Genomic DNA, 20,763 nt, shown 5'->3' with positions numbered 1-20,763 from the left:
GACACCAGAATGAGCAACCCGACCCCTGCCCCCGCCCCTGCCCCGACCATCGCCTTCATCGGCTTCGGCGAAGCCGCCCAGGCCTTCACCCGCGGCTGGCGCTCGCGCGGTCCCGTCACCGTCCTCGCCTACGACATCCTGTTCGACGACCCGGCCCATGCAGAAGCCAAGCGCGCCGAATGCCGTGCTCTGGACGTGGAGCCGGTCGCCGGCGCCGCCGAGGCAGCAGCGAAGGCCGACATGGTCATCTCCGCCGTCACCGCCGATCAGGTGCTGACCGCGGCGGACAGCGTGCTGCCGGGTGTGCAGCCGGGCCTGCTGTGGCTCGACATCAACTCCGCCGCCCCATTCCGCAAGGCGGACGCGGCGGAGCGGGTGGCTGCGCACGGCGCCGGCACGGTGGACGTGGCGGTGATGGCGCCGGTGCATCCCCGCCTGCACCAGACGCCGCTTCTGATCAGCGGTCCGGCTGCGGCGAAGGCGGCCCCCATCCTGACGGCGCTCGGCATGAAGGTCGAGCTGGTGTCGGAGCGGACGGGCGACGCCTCCACCATCAAGATGATCCGCAGCATCGCCATCAAGGGCTTCGAGAGCGTGACGATGGAATGCGTCACCGCCGCGGTGAAGCTGGGGATCGAGGACCGCATCATCCCGTCGGTCGCCTCGTCGCTGTCCAACATCGACTTCGCCGACCTTGCCGATCACGTGATGGAACGGGTCGTCGTCCACGGAAAACGCCGCGCCGCCGAAATGCGCGAGGTTGCGGCGACGCTGGACCATGCCGGCGTCAGCGGCTTCCTCCCCACCGCCACCGCCGCCCACCAGCAATGGGTCTCCGACCTGGGCGTGAAGGAGCGCTTCGGCGGCGAGGTGCCGAGCGACGCAAGGCGCATCGCGCGCGAGGTGCTGGCGGCGCTTGCGGAGCGCCGTGAGGTGCAGCGTTAAACCCCTACCTATCCTCCCCTGCTCTCAGCGGACCTACGGTCGCCCGCCGGTCTCGCACAACGCAATGCTTTGTGCGAGAGCTGGGCGGGGGAGGGTCGGGGTGGGGGCAAGCGAAACAACCACTCACAAAAAACCAACTACCCCCCCGAGGAGGACAACGTGGCACGCATCATAGGGTCGATCGCGACCTCTCACACCCCGACCATCGGTTTCGCCTTCGACCGGCAGAAGCAGAACGACCCCGTCTGGGCACCGATCTTTGCGGCCTATGAGCCGGTCCGCCAATGGCTGGCCGAAAAGCAGCCGGACGTGCTGTTCTTCGTCTACAACGACCACGTCACCTCCTTCTTCTTCGACCATTACTCGGCCTTCACGCTGGGCATCGGCGAATCCTATCAAGTCGCCGACGAGGGCGGCGGGGCGCGGACGCTGCCCCCGGTGAAGGGGCATGCGGAACTCGCGCGCCACATCGGCACCTCACTGATGGCGGACGAGTTCGACATGTCCTTCTTCCAGGAACGGCCGCTCGACCATGGCTGTTTCTCGCCGCTGTCGATGCTGCTGCCGCACGAACCGGACTGGCCGGTTCCCATCGTGCCGTTGCAGGTCGGCGTTCTGCAGTTCCCGATCCCGACCGCTTTGCGCTGCTACAAGATGGGTCAGGCGCTCCGTCGTGCCATCGAGAGCTATCCGGAGGATCTGAAGGTGGTGATCGTCGCCACCGGCGGCCTGTCGCACCAGGTCCATGGCGAGCGCGCGGGCTTCAACAATGTCGAATGGGACGCCCGCTTCCTGGAGATGATCGAGAAGGACCCGGAGGCGCTGACCCGCATGACCCACGCCGATTTCGCCCGTCTCGGCGGGCTCGAGGGGGCGGAGGTCATCATGTGGCTGGTGATGCGCGGGGCGATGTCGGCGACGGTGCGCAAAATCCACCAGACCTATTACCTGCCTTCGATGACCGGCATCGCCACCGTCATCTACGAGAACGAAGCGATCGAGCCGCCGGCCGACGTCGTCGGCACGCATCGCGCCCATATGGCCCGCCAGCTGGCCGGCGCCGAGGACCTCGCCGGCACCTATCCCTTCACCCACGCCACCAGCGCCAAGGCCTACCGTCTCAACCGCTTCCTGCATCGGATGGTGGAGCCGGCGCACCGCGCCCGCTTCCTCGCCGATCCGGAATCCGCCTTCGAAGAAGCCGGCCTGACGGAGGAGGAGCGCCGGCTGGTCCGCGACCGCAATTGGCGCGGCATGATCCATCACGGAGTGATCTTCTTCATGTTGGAAAAGCTGGGGGCGGTGGTCGGCACCTCCAACCTGCACATCTACGCGGCCATGCGTGGCGAGACGCTGGAGGAGTTCCAGAAGACGCGGAACGCCCCCGACGCTCTCTATTCCGTAGCCGGCAAGGATGCCGCGGCGCTGGCCTGGGACAAGGAAAAGAACTGACCTGCCTTCGTGGGCCCTGTCAACTTGTAGGTACGCTCAGTGATGGTAAGCGCGTCTTGACCAAGAATGTCCTATAGATGGGGCGATCACGCGGCCAGCGGCGCGCCGACCATCTCGGCCCAAACCGGGGGGTCTTGAACTCGGGCGGTACGATGGTCGGAAACGGGGCGATGATCGCGACGGAGGTGGATGAGGTTGTTGACCAGGTCGTGGATGGACAGGAAGCGCTGCACCTGCCGAGATGACTTGAAGCACTTCATCTGCCGTTCGCGTCGTCGGGTCGGCTGATGTGAGTTCTCCGCCCGGTTGTTGAGCCCCTTGTTGGCGCTACTCACACCCGACCGTCGGGGCCCTGGACAAATGAAGCGGCCGGATGTCACGCCCAGCCGGCCGAACCATGCGGACACCAAAAAGCCCGCGCTCCAGATGGAGGCGGGCTTTCTGGTGATTTGGTTGCGGGGGCAGGATTTGGCCTTTACCGAACGCGTGCTCGGCGTCCATGAATGGATGGAGCCATTCGGTTCCCGCAAACGACTTGGAAATGCAAGCCTCCGCCATAAGAGGAGCGGCAATCCGCCTTGCTCCCCCATCCTCCCGGCCGGGACAAGACCAACTCGGCCGGATCAGAACCGGTAGGACACCGGAAGCGTCTTCAACCCGCTGACGAAAGCCGATTCGACGAAGCTCGGCGAACCGGCCGGTTCGATGTGCTTCAGACGCGGCAGCAGCTCGCGGTAGAAGGCTTCGATCTCCATCTTGGCGAGGTACTTGCCCAGGCAGAAATGCGGCCCGATGCCGAAGGCGAGGTGGGGGTTCGGGGAACGGTCGACCCTAAGACGGTCAGGCTCCTCGAACACCGCTTCGTCACGGCAGGCCGAGGCGAAGGCCAGCATGATGGTGTCACCGGCGGGGATGGTCGTGCCATGCCACTCGACGGGCTTGCGAGGCGTCCGCATGAAATGCTTCACCGGCGCGGTCCAGCGGACGAACTCTTCCGCCGCCGTGCCTAGAAGGCCGAGATTCCCGCGCAGCTTCTCCATCTCGTCGGGGAATTCCAGCAACCCCTGCATTCCGCCGCCGATTGAGGCCGCCGTCGTGTCATGGCCGGCGGTCGCAACGATGACGTAATAGCTCAACCGCTCATGGCCGGCCATCGGACAGCCGCCGACTTGGCCATTGGCCAGGGTCGTGGCGATGTCGTTGCGCGGCTTCGCCCGCCGGTCTTCCGTCAGCACGTCGAAATAGGACCGGAAATCGTCGAGGACGTCGCGCGTCCCCTGCCCCTCCGCCGATCCCTCTCGCCGGTTGCCCAGTTGCTTGTCCGCCGGGCTGAACAGGCGCTGGGTCATCCTGAGCACCTCGGGCTCATCCTCCTTCGGCACGCCCAGCAGGGTCATCACCACCCGCAACGGATACCAGTAGGCGATGTCGGCGGCGAAGTCGCATGAACCGCCCATATCCTCCATCCGGTCCACGAACTCCTTCGCGATTCCGGCGATCAGGGCTTCGAACTCCCCCAAATTCTTGCGGGAGAACCATTCGAGCGTGACGGCACGGTGCTGGTGATGGTGGAGCCCGTCCATATGGGTCAGCGGCTTAGGACCATTCGGATCGCCGTACTTCGCCCGGTAGATGGCCTCGACCTTCTCCGGGATCAGCACCGTGCGGGTGCCTGCGGCATAGGTTTCCGGATCGCGTTCGACCGCCTGAATGTCGGCATGGCGGGTCAAAACCCAGAATGGCCGGTAGCCCTGCGGTTCGGCCCGAGCCAGCGGTTCCTCGCGGCGCAGCCGGGCATAGAGGGCCCGCACCCGATCAGGATCGCCGAACGTCTTCGGCGAGGCGAGCGCGTCCGCACTCAACACGTCATTCATCATGGATTGCTCCCCTTCCAGACACCGGATCTCCGCCCGAAGCCCTCGGCCCGGCTGGTCGTCCTGCATCCCGCACACTGGCATCGGCGGCCGGTGCCGGACCCCATCCTTTCGTCCGGGGCCGACACCGCAATTGCCGCATAACCTCGTATGCGGATGACCGAGGCCTGACCGCGTCCGTCCTGCGAAGAGGCAAGGCGGAGACGGAACGGGCATCACGCAGACCGCGAAGGAAATTTCGGCAGCCGCGGGATTCGATCAGTCGACAGGGGAGGAACTCACCGATGCGCTTCGGACATCTCAAGATCAAATGGCGTCTTTGGCTTTTGCTGATTGTCATCACCGCCGGGATCGGAATCGTCCTTGCGGTGGCTGCCCAGGCCATGCGCACGGAGCTGGTACATGGCCGGGAGCTGATGCTGAAGGCGGCGGTCGACAGTGCCTATGGCACCGTCCAGCGCTATGAAACGGAAGTCGCTTCCGGGACGATGACCTATGACGGCGCGATCCTCGAAATCAGAAAGTCGCTGGATCGCATCCGGTTCTACAGGGACGACTATGTCTATCTCGTCAGGACGGACGGCTATGCGGTTTCCCATCCTCTCCGCCCCGACCTCATCGGTAAGAATTCATGGGACTTCAAGGACAGCAACGGTAAATACATCATTCGCGAGCTTGCCGGAATGGTGAAATCCTCCGATTACGGCCTGCTGCATTATCATACGACCAAATCTCCGGATGCACCGCCGGTGCCGAAGCTGGGCGTGACCCGGCTGTTCAAGCCTTGGGACTTGATGATCACGGCGTCCATTTCCATGGATGACGTCGATGCCGAAGTCCGGCAGCTGGCGCTGCACGTCATCGGCATCGGCGCGGCCGTGCTGGCGCTCAGCATCGTCATGGCGATGCTGATCGGCCGCAGTATCACGCAGCCCATCACGATCCTGAGCGCGAAGATGCGGCGGCTGAGCGACGGCGACCTGTCGGATGCGATCGACGAGGCCGACCGCCGGGACGAGATCGGGACGATGGGACGGGCGGTCCGCGTGTTCAAGGAAAACGCCCAGGCGAAGCAGCGCCTGGAAGCCGAAAAATCGGAAGCGGAACACAAGGCCGCCGAGGAAAAGCGTCAGGCGTTGCGCCAGCTCGCGGACTCGTTCGAACGGACCGTCGCATCGCTGATCCGCTCGGTTTCCGACGAAACCTGGCGGGTCGAACGGCACGCGCAGAGCATGGTCGATGCCGCGAAGAGGACCGACGACCTTGCCAGTGCGGTGGCCACCGCCACCGGCGAAACCCTGTCCAACGTCCAGACGGTCGCCGCCGCTTCGGAGGAGCTGTCCACCTCGGTGGCGGAGATCGGCAGCCAGATCGGCTATGCCCGCAGCACGGCAAGCGACGCGGTCGTGCAAGCGCGCCAAGCCAGCGATAAGATCGGCGGGCTGGCCACCGCCGTGGACAAGATCGGCGCCGTGGTCGAACTGATCAACTCGATCGCCGGCCAGACCAACCTGCTGGCGCTCAACGCCACCATCGAGGCGGCACGCGCTGGAGACGCCGGCAAGGGTTTCGCCGTGGTGGCGGGCGAGGTTAAGGCCCTGGCCACCCAGACCGCCCGGGCGACCGACGAGATCGCCGGTCAGGTCTCCGGCATCCAGACCGCCACCGAGGAGGCCGTCAAGGAGATCGTCGACGTCGTTCACGTCATCGAACGGATGCAGGAAATCGCGATCGCGGTCGCGTCGGCGATCGAACAGCAGGGTGCCGCGACGAAGGAGATCGCGCGCAACATCCAGCAGGCGGCGGTCAGCACCGAAGAGGTGTCGAGGAACATCGCCGGCGTCAGCACCGCCGCCGACGAGAGCGGCCACTCGGCCGAGGAGGTGCTGAAGCAGGCCGGCACATTGGCCGGGCAGACCGATGCGCTGAGCGGTGAAGTGAACCGCTTCCTGTCCGGTCTCGAGGCGGCGTGATCCATAGCGGAACCGGGGCCGCCCCGACTATGCGGGTGGCAACGATGCGGGCGGTCCCGGGCGGGAGCCCTCAAAGGAGGCCGAAGCAACGGGCCTTCGCCAGGGCGCCCGACCGGTTGGCCACGCAGAGCTTGCTGTAGACATTCTGCAGATGCCACTTCACGGTGGCGATGCTGAGGCTGAAGCATTCCGCGATGTCCTGGTTCGTCAGCCCGGAATCGAGCGCCCGCAGCAATTCCAGCTCACGCGACGTCAGCGTGTCGACCGGCGCCTCGTCCTCCGGCACGGTGGCGGCGAGATTGAGCCGGCGGCGCAGCCCGTCGAGGAATCCGACCACCGTCCGGTCGGCCGTGCCCAACCCGTTGGCCGTCAGCAGGGGACGCACGGCCCAGTTCAGCTCGAAGACGGTTTGCGCCAAGGCATTCTCCGCCGCCAGCCAGATCGCCCGCGAGAAGCTGCGCATGGCGACGGACGTCTGCCCTTCCCCCGCCTGCGCCGCCGCCTTCAGCAGCAGCAGTTCCACCATGCGGCGGGTGCGCCCGTGAGCTTCGGCATAGGGCAGCAGCCCGGCACAGAGGTCCAGGACCGCGCCGAACCGCTGCTCCGCCAGCGCAAAGGCCGCTTCGAGGAAATCGATCTGCCAGCGGTAGAGCTGCCGCATCTCCTCGTCCCAGGTGGCGTCCATCACCGATGCCGCCCGGTCGACGAAGTTGGCCGTGAACTCCTCCCTCGCACCGCGCACATCCCCGAGGCGCAGCAGCAGCAGAACCGAAATCCGGTGAGCCTCCAGATCGTAGCGGAGGGTATAGCGCCGGCCCTTGGCCAGGAACCGGCGCAGCAGGGCCAGGGCGGCTTGGCCTCCCTGCTCGTACTCCGTCAAGGCCGCCGCCGCCTCCAGGCCGATGACGGCAGTATCCGTCAAGCCATGATCATGGAAATGGGCGAGCCCCTTCGACAGATGCCGTCGAGCTTCGGCAAAATCACCGGCTTCGCAGCGCAGGCGGGCGGCAACGAGGCTCAGGGTCGAGACCACGGGCGTCGACGCCCCCATCGTCGTCCGCGCCTGCGACAGGCCCTGCTCCACGATGCGCGTCGCCAGCACGGTGCGGCCGCTGGCGCATTCGAACATCCCTTCCAGCACCGTCAGCCACGCCTGGGCATATTCGCTCGCCGAGGATCGGGCCGCGCGCCAGGCGGTCTCCAGGGTGCGGCGGCACGCCACCTCCTCGTGGCGGTTGAAGCGGGCGATCGACCTGGCTCCGAGCACCGCGGCGACCAGGAAGGGATCGCCGTGGTCCCAGCATTCCAGCCACCGGCCGGTCAGATCCACCACATCGGTCAACCGGTCCCGACGCAATTCGATACTGCCGCGCACCTGCTCCAGATGGGGGCGGAGGGCCTCCGCCTCCTGGACCGGCAAATCCGGCAGCGCGGCAGTCAGGCGATCGAACTCCGTCCGCGCATGGTCGAGCCGCATCAGGAAGACCAGGGACCATATCTTCCACAGGTGCAGCATGGGAGCGATGTCGATCCCGCTGCGCTCCAGCGCGCCGACCCAGCCCAGCATCTGCGGCAGCATCCCGCGCTCGCGGATCAGGGCGCACGCGTTCTCCAGCAGCAGGCGTTGCGCCATTTCGGGCCGTCCGGCGAGCAGAGCATAGTCGACCGCGTCCTCGACCGCCCCGTTGGCGGCGCACCAGGCTGCCGCCCGGTCCAGCAGGTCGCCGTCGGGGTCGCACCAGGACGCCACCGGATGGTTGCGGAGGTGGGAGGCGACCATGGCGTGCAAGCGGAACCACCGGCCCTTCCCCACCGCCGGAACGACCAGCAGATTTTTCCGGACGGCTTGGTCCAGCAGAGCAGGGGCATCCGTATCGGGCATCACCGCCGCGCACATGTCGCGCGAGAAGCGGTTGAACCGCGCCAGCACCGCCAGGAAGGACACCATCCTGGGACTGAGGCGGCCGAGAACGGCGGCATCGATGTACCGCTCCAGCGCCTCTTCGATCCGGAGATCCCCCTCCTGCACCTGCGACCATTCGGTGACCGCGCCTGCAGCCATGCCGTAAAGCTGGAGGGCGATCGGCCACCCTTCCGTGGTGCCATGAATCTGCTGCACCACCTCCGTCTCCAGCCTGCGTTGAGCATGGAGATGCAGAAAGTCGTGCGCCTCCTCCCAGGTCAACGCCATATCCTCGGTGCGCAGCACCCGAGCCCTGCGGGACAGTTCCAACTCGACCCAGTTCAGGTCCGGCAACGACCGCGCAGCGAAGAAATAGCGCACTCCCCCCATTGTGCCCGCCGTCAGGCTGCGCAGGCGCATGCTCAGGGAGGATTGGTCGGCAAGGTGGGCGTTGTCGACGAAGATCCAGGCCGGCTTTCGCGATCGCACTCCCACCGCCTGGGCTTTCCGCTGGAGGCTCGCCATGTCGGCAAAAGCCGTCGGCCGCCAATCGGTGGGCAGTTCACCCTCCCCGGTCTCGTAATCGCACCAGACGGTCGGCCGGCCCTCCCGCGACGCGCGACGGCAGAGTTCACGCAGCAGGGCGCTTTTCCCGAATCCGGCGGGGGCCGCGATGAAGGTCACGGTCGGCCCGTCGGGATCCGCGGCTTTCGTCAGAGCCCGCGTTTCGACGAATCTCTCCTGATCGGCGGTTGGGCTTGATCCACTCGGCGCAGGCCGGACTGACGCCGGAAAAGCGCCTATGCCATGCCGGGTTTCCATGGGTGCGACAGCCTTGCTTGCCATGGTCTCTCCTCCCTCTGTTCCAATCGACCTGTGACGGGCTGCTTGCCCCCGTTCTCATGGCGTGTTGCCGCCGTTATTCTTTTGAATTTACCGCAATGGTATATTTTCCGGATTTTAAAATACTCGAATATCAATTCTCCGTTTTTTATTTACAAACCCCATGAAGAATGGTGCTCACCACATGCCGCGCGTAGGACTCCGCCAAGTCCTGGTCGATCGCATCGATCCCGAAGGCGAAGGGCAGCGTGCCGCGGCTGCGGAACAGGAAATCGGCGGCACCGATGGTGCTGTAATAGAAGAGCATCGGGTCGATCGCCCGGATTTGGCCAGCGGCCTCCGCCTGGGACAGGATCTGCCCCTGCAACGCGATCAGGGGCTTGATGAAGAACTCGGACAGTTCGCGGGCGCTGTCGGTGCCACTGCCTTGCAGCCGGTTGATCAGCGGATTGATGTAGGGATGTCGGAAATAGGTTTTTATGATCCCGGCGATGTGGAGCTGCAGCTTGCGGATCGGCGGCATGTCCGCTTCGACCAGCAGCTTCAGGCTTTCCAGCGCCTTGAAGGCGTCGCGCTTCAAAAGCGCCAGCAGCAGCCCGTCCTTGCTGCCGAAATAGTAGCCGACCAGTCCATGATTCAGCTCGGCCCGCGCCGCGATGTCGAGCAACGACACATCCAGCGTATCCCTCTCGACCAGGAGCTGGCTCGTCGCTTCTAGCAAGCGGTCGCGGGAGTCGGTCCGCGGTACGGCGCGCTGCCGGGGCGATGAGGCGGTTGCAGCCATTGTCTCAACTCCAATTTATCTGTTGATATAATTTATATGGCTGACTAACTTTCGGCAAGCCGGATCTGCGCGGCGGCCCCTTCGATGCGAACAGGCGCCGCCGCCCCATGGCTTCAGCGACAATCAGGAGAACAGATATGCCGAAGGTTACTTTCAGGACGGCGGACGGCGTGGTGCGTCTGGTGGATGCCGCGTCCGGCTCCAGCCTGATGGAGGGGGCGGTGGGCGCCAATGTGCCGGGCATCCTGGCGGAGTGCGGCGGGGCCTGCGCCTGCGCCACCTGCCATGTCCATGTCGACGAGGAGTGGATCGGCCACCTGCCGCCCGCCGGCGAGATCGAGGCGTCCATGCTGGACTATGTGCAGGACGCGGGGCCGACCAGCCGGCTGGCCTGTCAGATCGTCCTGACGGCGGAACTGGACGGATTGAGCGTGCTGGTTCCGGAAGCCCAATAGGCAACGAGGCGCCACCACCCATCACCGCTGCGGTGCGGCGATGGGCGGTGGCGCCTCGAAATCCCTCGACAATGCCCTCGATCCAGACGGGTCGGGATCAAGGGCTGCAGGCGTCAAAACTTGACCCCGGTGCTCGCCAGGAGGAGGTTCCGGTCGGAACGGGGATCGTAGGGACCGGTTAGGGTCCTCTGGTAGGTGACGTTGAAGAAATAGCTGGTCTTGAAGCTGCCATCGAGACCCAACCGGAGGGCCTTGCGGCCCTTGTTGAAGGCACCGTCGTACGACCAGCCGGAGACGTCATGGATGAACCCCACTGACGGCTTGAGGTTCAGGTCCGGCAGGACATCCTGGTAGCTCAGGCTCGTCTGCAGGCGGTATCCCCAGGAGAAGGGCGTCACGAAGCCCCGGGTGGAGCAGAATTTCGGATCGGCACCGGCGGGACAGACGCCGTTGAGCGGACCGGTGCCGAAGACGTCGGCACGACCGTAGCGGCGGAAATTGGGATCGGGGAGCCCATGGACGTATTTCGCGCCCACCTCGCCGCCGAGCGTCAGAGAGCCGCCAAGCACATCCTGGACATCCTTCGACGCGGCGACCTGTCCCTGGGTGACGTGGAAACGCTCGTATCCCTTCAAGGTCCCGCCCAGCGGCGTCCTGTCGAAGTCCCCGGCCAGGACGCCGCCAGCCCCGAGCGAGCCGAGCAATATGTCGAGGGAGTTGAACGAGAGAGGCTGGTTGAACTTGTGATCGATCTCGCCGGCGACCTTCATGTTGAAGGAGGGAATGCTGCTGGCGAAGCTGCCGGACAGCATCTTGATGTTTTCGGGAAAAGCTGTCGCGTAGCGAGGATTGAGGCCGTCGGGATCACCCGTGAGGAACGCCGTGCCGCCCCGGCCGGTCCGGATGACGTCGATATAGGGGTCGCGCGAATGGACCATCGTGTAATAGAGCGAGAATTTCGTGCCGATGGGCGGCACGGTGTAGGAGCCGCCGACGCCGAACTGGCCGGCATTGCTCGCCTCCCGGTCACCGGCACGCTTGAGGAAGCGCCCGCTTGACGTCGCCCCGGGTGAGGTGAAGGCACTCGATATGATCGCCTTGTCGCAGCCCGGAGCAATGAAGTCGGCGGTGGCGCCGAAGGTCCCGCAACCCGGCAGGGTCGAACGCTCCCAGAGGAACTGATAGAAGGCCTCCAGGCTTGCCAGCGGCGTGACATCCACCTTGCCGGACAGGGCAAGGAACGGCACCCAGCCCTCCTGGGGTTGCACGCCGGGCCGGGTCAGGGCCGCATAGTCGCGCGGATTGATGTCGCGCAGGCCGCCGGGAATGGTGAAGGCGGGGCCCCAGTCGATGGTTTGCTGGCCCAGCTTGAGCGACAGCGGAAGGCCGCCCGGGGCAAACTGCCCTTTGACATAGGCGTCGGCGAGTGAGACGCCGCGGAATTTCGCGCCACGGGAGAAGCCCCGGTCGGACAATCTCCCGCCGCCATAGTGGTTCGGCTCGTTGCCCAGCACGACGCTGTCATGGGACAGGGTGTAATCGTACCAGCCCTTCAGGCGAAGGAAGCCGCCCCAGCCGTCCTTGTTGTTGGCCTCGAAATCGACGACCGCCTTGGCGACGGTGGAAACCGGATCGCCGCGCTTGTAGTTCAGGTTGCTGTCATCCGAATTGACCCCTGCCGGCGCGGTGCCGCGGATGCCCGCCAGCGCGGCGTCGGCGGCGGGAACGCGGGCAGGATCGGTGCGGCTGGTGCGGATGGCCGTGCCGGCGGTGACGGTGGAGCGGACGGACCCCGTCCAATCCCCGGCCTCGAAGTCCAGGGCATGGGCCGGCATGGCCGCCGTCAGCACGGCGACGGCAATCCATTCCCGGCAGCCGGGAACGGCCATTCGTTTTTTCCGGCTGCGGCCACGGCTGCGCCGGCACAGGACGGCAGCGGGCTGAGATGACGGAACATCTCTGGTCATTTGGTTTCCTCCCCTTTCAAATTTCAAAGACTTCTTCAGCCGCCGCCCGCTTGACGTGGCGGCGTTTCCGCCCGGCATCGATGTGCAGCGCGTCGGATGGGGCCGGGATAAGGCGGTGGGAATGCCGGGATCAGGGCGGCGGGCTGAAGCGCCAAGCCACCCCAGACCGCCGGGTCGCCTCGGTCAGCGCAGAAAACTCTTCATCGGAATGGCCGCATCGGCCAGTTGCACCGCATCGGGCGCCACCTTGCCGGCGATCAGGGTCTTGCCGGCCATGAACTCCGCCGGGGCGTTCACGGCCTCCACCGCCTGCACCACCGAACCGGCGAGATGGAAGATGGCGAACTTGGCGGTTCGGGGGTCGCCGCGGACCACGGTCATATCGGCATCGAACGGCAGGCCGGCGATCTGGAGCTTGATGTCGTACTGGTCCGACCAGAACCACGGCACCTCCGGCGCGGGCGGCGGACGGCCGGTCACCGCCGCCGCCATCTGCCGGGCCTGTTCGAGAGCGTTCGGAACACTCTCCAGCCGGCAGCTGCGCCCATAGCGGGGTACGGGCCGCCATGTCAGATCGCCCAGCGCGAAGATGCTGGGATCGGACGTCCGGGCCTGCTGATCGACCACCACGCCGTCGGCGCACTCCAGCCCGGCCGCGCGGGCCAGTTCATCGTTCGGTATGGCGCCGACACCGATCAGGACGGCATCGCAAGGCAGGACCCGCCCATCGGTCAAGCGGATGGCGCGGACCCGCCCGCCCTCGCCGACGATCTCCTCCACCTGCGCGCCGCAGGCGAAGGCGACTCCCCTTGCCTCATGGTAGGACTGGAAGAAGGCCGACAGGGGTGCCGACGCGACGCGGGCCAGGATGCGGGCCTCCCGCTCCACGACCACGGCCTCCCCGCCGAGCGCACGGGCGGACGCTGCCACCTCCAGCCCGACATAGCCGCCGCCGACCACCGCCAGGCGGCGGCCGGGGCCAAGACGCCCCTTCAGGGCCTCGGCATCCGCCGCCGAGCGCAGAGAGAACACGCCGTCGGCATCGCCGCCGGGGATCGGCAGTGATCGCGCACGGGCGCCGGTCGCCAGCACCAGCTGGTCGTAGCCGAGCACCTCCCCATTTTCCAGCCGCACCAGCCGGGGCGGGCGGTCGATCGTCGTCACCACGCTGTCGGTGCGCAGATCGACCCCGTTGTCGGCGTACCAGCCGGCCGGCTTCAGGAACAGGTCCGCCGCTCCGGCCTCGCCCTTGAGCCAGGCCTTCGAGAGAGGCGGGCGCTGGTAAGGCGGCAGCGATTCCGCCCCGATCAGGGTGATTTCGCCGGCGAACCCGAATTGTCGCAGGCAGGCCGCCGCGGCGCCGCCGGCATGCCCGGCACCGACGATGACGATCCGCTGATCACGCTCGGAGGGGGTCGTCACGCTCCCCCCTTCGGCCCGAAGGCACCGGCGGAGGAGTGGGCGGTGGTGGCAATCGTCTGCAAGAGGCTACTCCGTACCCAATGCGAGGAAGCTGCCGGCAGAGTGAGGGACGGCCGGACGGGTCGCCCCCTCCTTTGGGATGGTATTGCTGGCATTGGAAACAATTCGGCATATGACACAGCCAGCCAACGGCTCATGCCCCTTCGCAGGGGCCGATGGCGCAGGACAGGCCGAGTGCCCCGATCCGCTCGACGACGACGTTGGACTGATCCATCGCCGACAGCTCGATTTCGACGCCGAGACCGCCACCGTCGTCCAGCCTGACCGACCAGCCCGAGACGGTTCCCACGGGCAGATCGGCGATGATCCGCTGGACGGCGGCGGCAGCGGCCATGCGGCGCAGTTCCGGCTTGAAGGTCTTGTTCATGGCGGTGCGGGGAATCGCCTCCACGGCGAACAGCTGCACCGGAACCGCCGCCCGCTCGTCCAGCTTCGCCGCACAGAGTTCGCGCAAGGTTTCGGGATCGGCCGCACCGGGTGCCAATTGCACGAAGGCGACCGGCAGTTCGCCGACACGGGCATCCGGCATGCCGACCGCCGCCGCGTCGATCACCTGCGGCAGCGCCAGCAGCGCGTTCTCGATGCAGGCCGGGTCGATGTTGTGGCCGCCGCGGATGATGACGTCCTTCGCCCGCCCCGTGACCCACAGGAACCCGTCCTCGTCGAACCGGCCGATGTCGCCGCTGTCCACCCAGAGACTGCCGTCGGCGGGATCGGTCAGCAACTTCCCGGCGGTCAGCGCCGGGTCGGTATAGCCGCTGAACACGGGCAGACCACGCACGGCGACGATGCCCGCCTGCCCCACCGGGCAGTCCGAAACGATGCCGCCGTCCAGCCCGACCTCGACGACGCGGACCCGGTAGAAAGGCGCCGCCGGACCGCTGCTGCCGGGCTTGGGCGTCGCCCAGACCGGCGTCGAGGCGCACAGACCGGCGCATTCGGTCATGCCATACCCTTCGTGAACCCCGACGCCGAAGGTCCGGCGATATTTGTCGAACACCGTTTCCGGCAGTTTGCTGGCGCTGGACACGAACAGGCGGATCGGCATGCCCTTGCCGTCGTAGCGGTCGATGGCGTCGGTGAAGACGGTGGGCACCGCGATCATCATGGTGAAGCCGAACCGTCGCGCCAGCTCCCAGAAATTGGGCAGGACATGTTCGCCGCGATAGCCGGCCGGGCTCAATTGCACCAGATGCTGGCCCAGCATGATGGTGCGGAAGGTCACGATCACGCCGCCGCCGACATGGAACAGCGGCAGGCCGTTCGGCACCACCTGCCCACGGTCCGTCGAATGGATCAGCGCCGAGGACAGCGCGCTGGCGAGCAGGCCGCGATGGCTGATCCGGGCGAGTTTGGGATTGCCGGTCGTCCCACCGGTGGGGAAACAGGCGCAGATGTCGTCCGGTCCCGGTGCCGGACCCTCCAGCCGATCGGCCGGCATGGCCGCGCGGGCACGGGCGAACCCACCGTCCGGATCGTCGCAGACGACCAGCTGCATGCCGGGACATTGACGCAGGATCTCCGCCGCCTTGTCGGCGCAGAGCTGGCTGATGGCGGCGCTGCTGGCGAACACCATGCGGGCACCGGCATTGCGGGCGATGTCCACCAGGGCCGCGACCGACAGGAAGGGATTGACCGGCACGGCGCAACCCGCCACCTGCGCGCCCCAGAAGCCGAAATAGGCCTCCGGCGTCGGCAGGGCGAGGAACAACACCCGGTCGTTGGGGCCGATGCCCAGACGGCGGAAATGGTTGGCCGCCCGCAGCACCTCGCCGGCCAGACGCGCATGATCCAGGCTCTCCACGGTACCGTCCGCGGCACAGGTCCAGGCCATGGTCAGCGCACTGCCGGTTCCATAGACCTCGGCAAGCCGGAGGAAGACGTCTGCCAACGTCTCCGCCGCCAAGATCCGTTCGTCCACGCCCCGCAGGGCCTCCCTCTCACGCGCGTTCAACTGTTGGGCCTGCGCCCCGATGCTGCTCACGGCATGCCTCCCCGATGTGATTTCGGGACACCCTGGCAGCGCCCGGCGCGAGCGCCCCCATCCGAAAAGTGGGGGTCGTCGATTGTTTTGGCAGCCAACAGGCCATCCTTCCGGATGGGGCGGCGGCGCCGGGCCTCCGGTCAGATGCTCGGAGCGAAGATTTGGAATCGTGAGCGGCCAGGGTTGCGCGAACCACTCGCGCCCGATGCCGCCGCAACCGGTGGAAGACAAGACCCATGAATTTCGATGGCGATTTCGTGATGAGCATCGGTGGGCGCCCCGTCGCCACGTCCACCACCCTGCCGGTCGTCAATCCGGCGACCGGCAAGGTGTTCGCCGCCGCCCCGGACTGCACGCCGGAACTGCTGGACCGCGCCGTCGCGGCCGCCCGTGCGGCCTTTCCCGCCTGGCGCGACCTGGGACCGGACCGGCGTTCCGCCCTGCTGAAGCAGGCCGGTGACCTGATGGCGGCGAATGCCGAACCGCTCAAGGCGCTGCTGACCCGCGAACAGGGCAAGCCGCTGGACGATGCAGCGGGCGAAGTGGCGGGTGCCGCCTATTGGCTGAAGTCCTTCGCGCGCATGGACATCCCCGTCACCGTCGGCCAGAGCGGTCCCGGCCGGCGGACGGAGACCCACCAGATGCCGCTCGGCGTGGTGGGGGCCATAGCGCCCTGGAACTTCCCGCTGCTGCTGGCCTTCTGGAAGATCGCTCCCGCCTTGAAGGCAGGGAACACGGTGGTGGTCAAACCGTCCCCCTTCACCCCGCTGGCGACCCTGAAGGCGGTGGAACTGTTGCAGTCGGTGCTGCCGGCCGGCGTGCTCAACGCGGTCGGTGGTGGGGACGATCTGGGACCTTGGCTGACCGCCCATCCCGGCATCGACAAGGTCAGCTTCACCGGCTCGACCGCGACGGGCCGCCGGGTGATGGCCTCGGCCGCCGAGGGGCTGAAGCGGATCACCCTGGAACTGGGCGGCAACGACGCGGCCATCGTGCTGCCCGACATCGACGTCGATGCCATGGCGCCCAGGATCTTCTGGTCGGCCTTCCGCAACAGCGGGCAAATCTGCGTGGCGACCAAGCGGCTCTACATCCATGCCGACATCTATGACCGGCTGGCCGCGGCCCTGGTCGCCTATGCCGCCAGCCTGCCGATGGGCGACGGCGCCATGCCCGATACCAAGCTGGGTCCGGTCCAGAACGCCCGCCAGTTCGAGCGGGTGAAGGACATCATCGAGGATTGCCGCGCCCAGGGGCACCGCTTCCTGTGCGGCGGCGACATCGACGGCGGGCGGGACGGCTACTTCATCCCCGTCACCCTGGTGGACGATCCGCCTGAAACGTCCCGCGTCGTGCGGGAGGAAGCGTTCGGTCCGGTCCTGCCGCTGCTGAAGTTCCACGACATCGATGGTGCCGTGGCCCGCGCCAACGACTGCGAGTATGGACTGGGTGGCTCCGTCTGGTCCGGTGATCCGGCCAGGGCCCAGGCCATCGCCGAGAGGCTGGAGACCGGCACGGTCTGGATCAACGACGTGCAGATCCTCGCCCCCACCGTCGCCTTCGCCGGACACAAGCAGTCCGGTTTCGGCGTAGAGAACGGCCTGGACGGGCTGCTGGAATACTGTATCCCCCGAACCATCGTCATGCCGGCCATCGTCATGTCGACCGAAACGGAGCATTGAGCCATGGACATTCTCGCCGCCGTGGTCAACGAAGCCAAGGGCCCCTTCAGCCTGGAGACGGTGCAACTGGATGCCCCTGGGGCCGGAGAGGCACTGGTCCGCATCCTGGGCGTCGGCCTGTGCCACACCGATCTCGTCGCCCGCGACCAGGCGATGCCCATCCGCCTGCCCGCCGTTCTCGGCCATGAGGGTGCCGGCGTGGTGGTCGCCGTCGGGTCGGGCGTGACGAAGGTCGCCCCCGGGGACAAGGTCGTCCTCTCCTTCTCTTCCTGCGGGGCGTGCCCGCGCTGCGAGGACGGGGATTCGGCCTATTGCATGACCGGGCCGGCGCTGAACTACGCCGGCCGCCGCAAGGACGGCACCACCACGATGACGCGGCAGGGCCAACGGCTGTCCAGCCCGTTCTTCGGCCAGTCATCCTTCGCCAGCCACGTGCTGACCGGCGAACGCAACATGGTCAAGGTGGCCGACGACCTGCCGGTGGAACTGCTCGGCCCGCTGGGCTGCGGCATCCAGACAGGCGCCGGGGCCGTCCTGCGCAGCTTCGATTGCCCGCCGGGCAGCTCCCTGCTGGTCACCGGGGCGGGTTCGGTGGGGCTGGCCGCGGTGATGGCCGCCGCCCTGCGCGGCCTCTCCACCATCATCGTCTCCGATCCGATGGCGTCACGGCGCGATCTGGCCCTGGAACTGGGCGCCACCCATGTGATCGACCCCGCCGCGGAGGCGGTGGAGGTTGCCGTCCGCCGCATCCTTCCCGACGGGTGCGACTTCAGCCTGGACACCACCGGCGTCGGCGACGTCATGGACGCCGCCATCCGCGCCATGCGCCCGCGCGGTGTCTTCGGGCTGGTCGGCGTGCCGCGCGATCCCCGCTCCCCCACGCCGGGCATCGGCTCTGCGGTGCTGATGCTCGGCCACACGATCCGCGGCATCATCGAGGGCGACAGCGAACCGGACCAGTTCATCCCCGAGCTGTTGTCCCATTATCGCGCCGGGCGTTTCCCCTTCGACCGGCTGATCCGCACCTATCCCTTCGACGCCATCAACGAGGCGGTGGAGGACCAGCATCACGGCGCCTGCATCAAGGCCGTGCTGCTGTTGCCTGACACCACGCCCTGAGGAAAAGTCCGGTGGCGCTACAGGGAACGCGCCACCAGCTCCTTCATGATCTCGTTGGCGCCGCCATAGATTTTCTGGACCCGCGCGTCCGCCCACATGCGGGCGATGGGGTATTCGAGCATGTAGCCGTAGCCGCCGTGCAGCTGGACGCACAGGTCGATGATCTCGTTCTGCTTCTCGGTCGTCCACCATTTGGCCGTCGCCGCCGTGGCGACGTCCAGGTCGCGGTTGACCAGCCGCTCCACGCAATGATCGATGAAGACGCGGGCGATGTCGGCCTCGCTTTTCGCCTCCGCCAGCCGGAACCGGGTGTTCTGGAAGTCGATGAGCGGCTGTCCGAACGCCTGCCGCTCCTTGACGTGGCGCCGGGTATGGTCGAGCGCGGCCTCGATCGCGGCGACCGCCTGCACGGCGATGATCAGGCGCTCCTGCGGCAGCTGTTCGGTCAGCTGGCGGAAGCCATCCCCCTCGTCGCCAAGACGGCTGTCGACGGGCAGGCGCACATCGTCGAAGAAGAGTTCCGAGGTGTCCTGCGCCTTCATCCCGACCTTGTCGAGCGCGCGTCCGCGCCGGAAGCCGGAAGTCTCGTCCGTCTCGACGACGAACAGCGAGATCCCCTTGCCACCGGCCTTCGGATCGGTCTTCGCGGCGACGATGATCAGAGTGCCGATCTGGCCGTTGGTGATGAAGGTCTTCTGCCCGTTCAGCACATAGCCGTCGGCGGTGCGCGCCGCCGTGCAGCGCATGCCGCGCAGGTCCGATCCAGCCCCCGGCTCGGTCATCGCGATGGCACCGATCAGCGCACCGCTGGCGAGACGGGGCAACCAGCGCCGCTTCTGCTCCTCGCTGCCGTAATGCAGGATGTACGGCGCGACGATGCCGTTGTGCAGGGGAATGGCGAAGTCCGGGAAGCCGATGCGGGAAAGCTCCTCGATGATGACCGCCTCGTGCCGGAAGTTTCCGCCGCCGCCGCCATAGGTTTCCGGCACGGCCGGGCACAGCAGCCCGGCCTTCCCCGCCAGCCGCCACGCGGCGGGATCGACACGGCCCTCCCCGCGCCAGCGGTCGCAATTCGGCACCACCTCGCGCTCCAGGAAGCGGCGGACCGTGTCGCGCAGCATGCGCAGTTCCTCGTTGACGAGTTGGTCCATCATCAGCCCTCCCCTGCCAAGCCGTCGCGCCGATGAGCGGCCCCGGCGGCGAGCGGCATGGTTGCGACCATTGTGCCGGGGCCGACGGAAACGCCACCGGCATTCTCCGACCAGATCTCGAACTCCACAAATCCCTCGAGAACGCCCTCGCCGCCTTCCAGCCACTTGCGGCGCACGCGGCCCCTGACGGTGACGGTGTCGCCGACCGTGTTGAAGATGCGCATGCGGAACCCAGACAGCCGGCGGATCACGCTGCCCAGGCCGATGCGGTCGCGCACCAGCCGCTCCCACATGCCCTGCAGCAGGAAATTGTTGGCGTAGATCTCCGGTGCTCCGCTTACCCTGGCATAGTCGGAATTGTGGTGGATGGAGTTGAAATCGCGGTTGGCGCCGGCCGCCATCACCAGACGGTAGACGCTCAAGGGGAAGGCGAGAGGGGCAAGCTCCTCTCCTTCTTCCACCTCCTGCCAGACGGGATCATCGATGCGCCGGGTCATGCGGAGGCTCCGGAAGTTCGAGGATGCGGGTTGTAACGGAAGAAGCTGGAGCGCATGTGCGCCACCACTTCGCCGCGCTGGTTGACGATGTCCGTCTCCCATGTCAGGAAGGCGCCGCGGCCCACCTTGGTCTCCTTGGGCGTGCAGGCCAGCAGTTTGGCACCTCGCCGGGCCAGCCGGTCGCCGGCCACGACGGGGCGCAGATACTCCACGTCATACTCCGTGGCGAAGAAGCCGGTGGTCGGCGGCTCCAGCGGACAGCGAACGCCGGTGACGGCGCTGCGCAGCGGCTGGGCATCGCGGTCGGCGCTGTCGAAGATGGTCTCGCCCGGCCGCCATGCCGGCTCCAGCGTGAAGGTCATCAGCGCCGTGCAGGGCAGGACCACGTCGGCATAACCATAGGCGCGCGCCACCTCCGGGTCGTAGTGCAGTGGACAGTCGAACTCCAGCGGCTCCAGATAGCGGCGGATGGCGCCGCGTTCGACGGGGTCGGCGTCCGGCGGATCGAGGCCGGGGGCGAAGTCCTGGCCCACGCACGCGATCACCGGCTGCCAGGCGGCCGCCCAATCCTGCGTGTCTGTCGATACCGTATCGTTCATGTCGTCCTCTCCTGAAAGACGGATGGCGCCCGGCCCCTGCTCGACGGCCGGGC

15 protein-coding genes and 1 pseudogene are annotated in these 20,763 nt (G+C 67.0%); 6 read left to right on the top strand and 10 right to left on the bottom strand.

Going from position 1 to position 20,763, the window contains the following annotated elements; genetic code table 11:
- Positions 1-9 precede the first annotated feature (9 nt).
- Positions 10-945, top strand: coding sequence for a DUF1932 domain-containing protein (locus tag ACCD06_RS03215; RefSeq protein ID WP_413338742.1), 936 nt, complete (start codon positions 10-12; stop codon positions 943-945).
- Between the two features lie 159 nt (positions 946-1,104).
- Entirely contained in the window at positions 1,105-2,397 is a 1,293-nt protein-coding gene (locus ACCD06_RS03210) for a gallate dioxygenase (protein WP_413338740.1), read from the top strand.
- Between the two features lie 184 nt (positions 2,398-2,581).
- Here ACCD06_RS03210 and ACCD06_RS03205 read toward each other — a convergent pair.
- Together ACCD06_RS03205 and ACCD06_RS03200 are read right to left on the bottom strand one after the other, a co-directional pair.
- Positions 2,582-2,720 (bottom strand): annotated as a pseudogene (locus ACCD06_RS03205) (DDE-type integrase/transposase/recombinase); the annotation flags it as partial.
- A gap of 300 nt (positions 2,721-3,020) precedes the next feature.
- A complete protein-coding gene (locus ACCD06_RS03200) occupies positions 3,021-4,274 on the bottom strand; it encodes a cytochrome P450 (RefSeq protein WP_413338738.1) in 1,254 nt (417 codons plus the stop codon).
- Positions 4,275-4,555: 281 nt separating this feature from the next.
- On the opposite strand from ACCD06_RS03200, the gene ACCD06_RS03195 reads away from it, so the two are divergent.
- Entirely contained in the window at positions 4,556-6,244 is a 1,689-nt protein-coding gene (locus tag ACCD06_RS03195; protein ID WP_413338736.1) for a methyl-accepting chemotaxis protein, read from the top strand.
- Between the two features lie 70 nt (positions 6,245-6,314).
- On the opposite strand, the gene ACCD06_RS03190 is transcribed toward ACCD06_RS03195, so the two are convergent.
- Complete coding sequence (locus ACCD06_RS03190; RefSeq protein WP_413338734.1) at positions 6,315-8,831, bottom strand: LuxR C-terminal-related transcriptional regulator; 2,517 nt, start codon at positions 8,829-8,831, stop codon at positions 6,315-6,317.
- A gap of 307 nt (positions 8,832-9,138) precedes the next feature.
- On the bottom strand, positions 9,139-9,774 hold the full coding sequence (locus ACCD06_RS03185; protein ID WP_413338732.1) for a TetR family transcriptional regulator: 636 nt from the start codon (positions 9,772-9,774) through the stop codon (positions 9,139-9,141).
- Between the two features lie 137 nt (positions 9,775-9,911).
- Between ACCD06_RS03185 and ACCD06_RS03180 the strand changes: the two genes are divergently transcribed.
- On the top strand, positions 9,912-10,229 hold the full coding sequence (locus ACCD06_RS03180; protein ID WP_413338730.1) for a 2Fe-2S iron-sulfur cluster-binding protein: 318 nt from the start codon (positions 9,912-9,914) through the stop codon (positions 10,227-10,229).
- Positions 10,230-10,342: 113 nt separating this feature from the next.
- Here ACCD06_RS03180 and ACCD06_RS03175 read toward each other — a convergent pair whose 3' ends face one another.
- The 3 genes from ACCD06_RS03175 to ACCD06_RS03165 form a co-directional block, all read right to left on the bottom strand.
- The gene (locus tag ACCD06_RS03175) at positions 10,343-12,118 is read right to left on the bottom strand and encodes a DUF1302 domain-containing protein (RefSeq protein ID WP_413338728.1); all 1,776 of its coding nucleotides are present in this window, start codon (positions 12,116-12,118) and stop codon (positions 10,343-10,345) included.
- A 261-nt stretch (positions 12,119-12,379) separates the two neighbouring features.
- Positions 12,380-13,618, bottom strand: a complete 1,239-nt coding sequence (locus ACCD06_RS03170) for an NAD(P)/FAD-dependent oxidoreductase (protein WP_413338726.1) — start codon at positions 13,616-13,618, stop codon at positions 12,380-12,382.
- Between the two features lie 193 nt (positions 13,619-13,811).
- Complete coding sequence (locus ACCD06_RS03165; RefSeq protein WP_413338724.1) at positions 13,812-15,662, bottom strand: AMP-binding protein; 1,851 nt, start codon at positions 15,660-15,662, stop codon at positions 13,812-13,814.
- A gap of 236 nt (positions 15,663-15,898) precedes the next feature.
- Here ACCD06_RS03165 and ACCD06_RS03160 point away from each other — a divergent pair, with 236 nt between their 5' ends.
- A complete protein-coding gene (locus tag ACCD06_RS03160) occupies positions 15,899-17,344 on the top strand; it encodes an aldehyde dehydrogenase family protein (RefSeq protein WP_413338722.1) in 1,446 nt (481 codons plus the stop codon).
- 3 nt (positions 17,345-17,347) lie between these two features.
- Positions 17,348-18,463, top strand: a complete 1,116-nt coding sequence (locus tag ACCD06_RS03155) for an NAD(P)-dependent alcohol dehydrogenase (protein WP_413338720.1) — start codon at positions 17,348-17,350, stop codon at positions 18,461-18,463.
- A gap of 17 nt (positions 18,464-18,480) precedes the next feature.
- Here ACCD06_RS03155 and ACCD06_RS03150 read toward each other — a convergent pair whose 3' ends face one another.
- From ACCD06_RS03150 to ACCD06_RS03140, 3 genes are read right to left on the bottom strand one after another with little or no spacing between them, the layout of a single operon-like run.
- Positions 18,481-19,617, bottom strand: coding sequence for an acyl-CoA dehydrogenase family protein (locus tag ACCD06_RS03150; protein WP_413338718.1), 1,137 nt, complete (start codon positions 19,615-19,617; stop codon positions 18,481-18,483).
- Positions 19,617-20,111: a hypothetical protein gene (locus tag ACCD06_RS03145; protein WP_413338716.1), complete on the bottom strand. Its 495-nt coding sequence runs from the start codon at positions 20,109-20,111 to the stop codon at positions 19,617-19,619. Before ACCD06_RS03145 ends, ACCD06_RS03150 begins: the two co-directional genes overlap by 1 nt.
- Positions 20,108-20,710 (bottom strand): MaoC family dehydratase N-terminal domain-containing protein, encoded by a 603-nt coding sequence (locus ACCD06_RS03140; RefSeq protein WP_413338715.1) that lies wholly within the window; start codon positions 20,708-20,710, stop codon positions 20,108-20,110. The genes ACCD06_RS03145 and ACCD06_RS03140 overlap by 4 nt, the downstream gene beginning before the upstream one ends.
- Positions 20,711-20,763 lie beyond the last annotated feature (53 nt).

The sequence above is a fragment of the Azospirillum sp. CT11-132 genome, assembly GCF_047302835.1.
GTDB lineage: Bacteria > Pseudomonadota > Alphaproteobacteria > Azospirillales > Azospirillaceae > Azospirillum.
Note: the sequence above shows the minus strand (reverse complement) of the source record. Positions and strands in the feature narration are given on the sequence as shown.

Excerpts from the sequence above, each read along its gene's own strand:
- ACCD06_RS03215 (WP_413338742.1), top strand. The coding sequence starts at position 10 with ATGAGCAACCCGACCCCTGCCCCCGCCCCTGCCCCGACCATCGCCTTC.
- ACCD06_RS03200 (WP_413338738.1), bottom strand. The coding sequence starts at position 4,274 with ATGATGAATGACGTGTTGAGTGCGGACGCGCTCGCCTCGCCGAAGACG.
- ACCD06_RS03195 (WP_413338736.1), top strand. The coding sequence starts at position 4,556 with ATGCGCTTCGGACATCTCAAGATCAAATGGCGTCTTTGGCTTTTGCTG.
- ACCD06_RS03185 (WP_413338732.1), bottom strand. The coding sequence starts at position 9,774 with ATGGCTGCAACCGCCTCATCGCCCCGGCAGCGCGCCGTACCGCGGACC.
- ACCD06_RS03180 (WP_413338730.1), top strand. The coding sequence starts at position 9,912 with ATGCCGAAGGTTACTTTCAGGACGGCGGACGGCGTGGTGCGTCTGGTG.
- ACCD06_RS03175 (WP_413338728.1), bottom strand. The coding sequence starts at position 12,118 with ATGGCCGTTCCCGGCTGCCGGGAATGGATTGCCGTCGCCGTGCTGACG.
- ACCD06_RS03160 (WP_413338722.1), top strand. The coding sequence starts at position 15,899 with ATGAATTTCGATGGCGATTTCGTGATGAGCATCGGTGGGCGCCCCGTC.
- ACCD06_RS03155 (WP_413338720.1), top strand. The coding sequence starts at position 17,348 with ATGGACATTCTCGCCGCCGTGGTCAACGAAGCCAAGGGCCCCTTCAGC.
- ACCD06_RS03150 (WP_413338718.1), bottom strand. The coding sequence starts at position 19,617 with ATGATGGACCAACTCGTCAACGAGGAACTGCGCATGCTGCGCGACACG.
- ACCD06_RS03145 (WP_413338716.1), bottom strand. The coding sequence starts at position 20,111 with ATGACCCGGCGCATCGATGATCCCGTCTGGCAGGAGGTGGAAGAAGGA.
- ACCD06_RS03140 (WP_413338715.1), bottom strand. The coding sequence starts at position 20,710 with ATGAACGATACGGTATCGACAGACACGCAGGATTGGGCGGCCGCCTGG.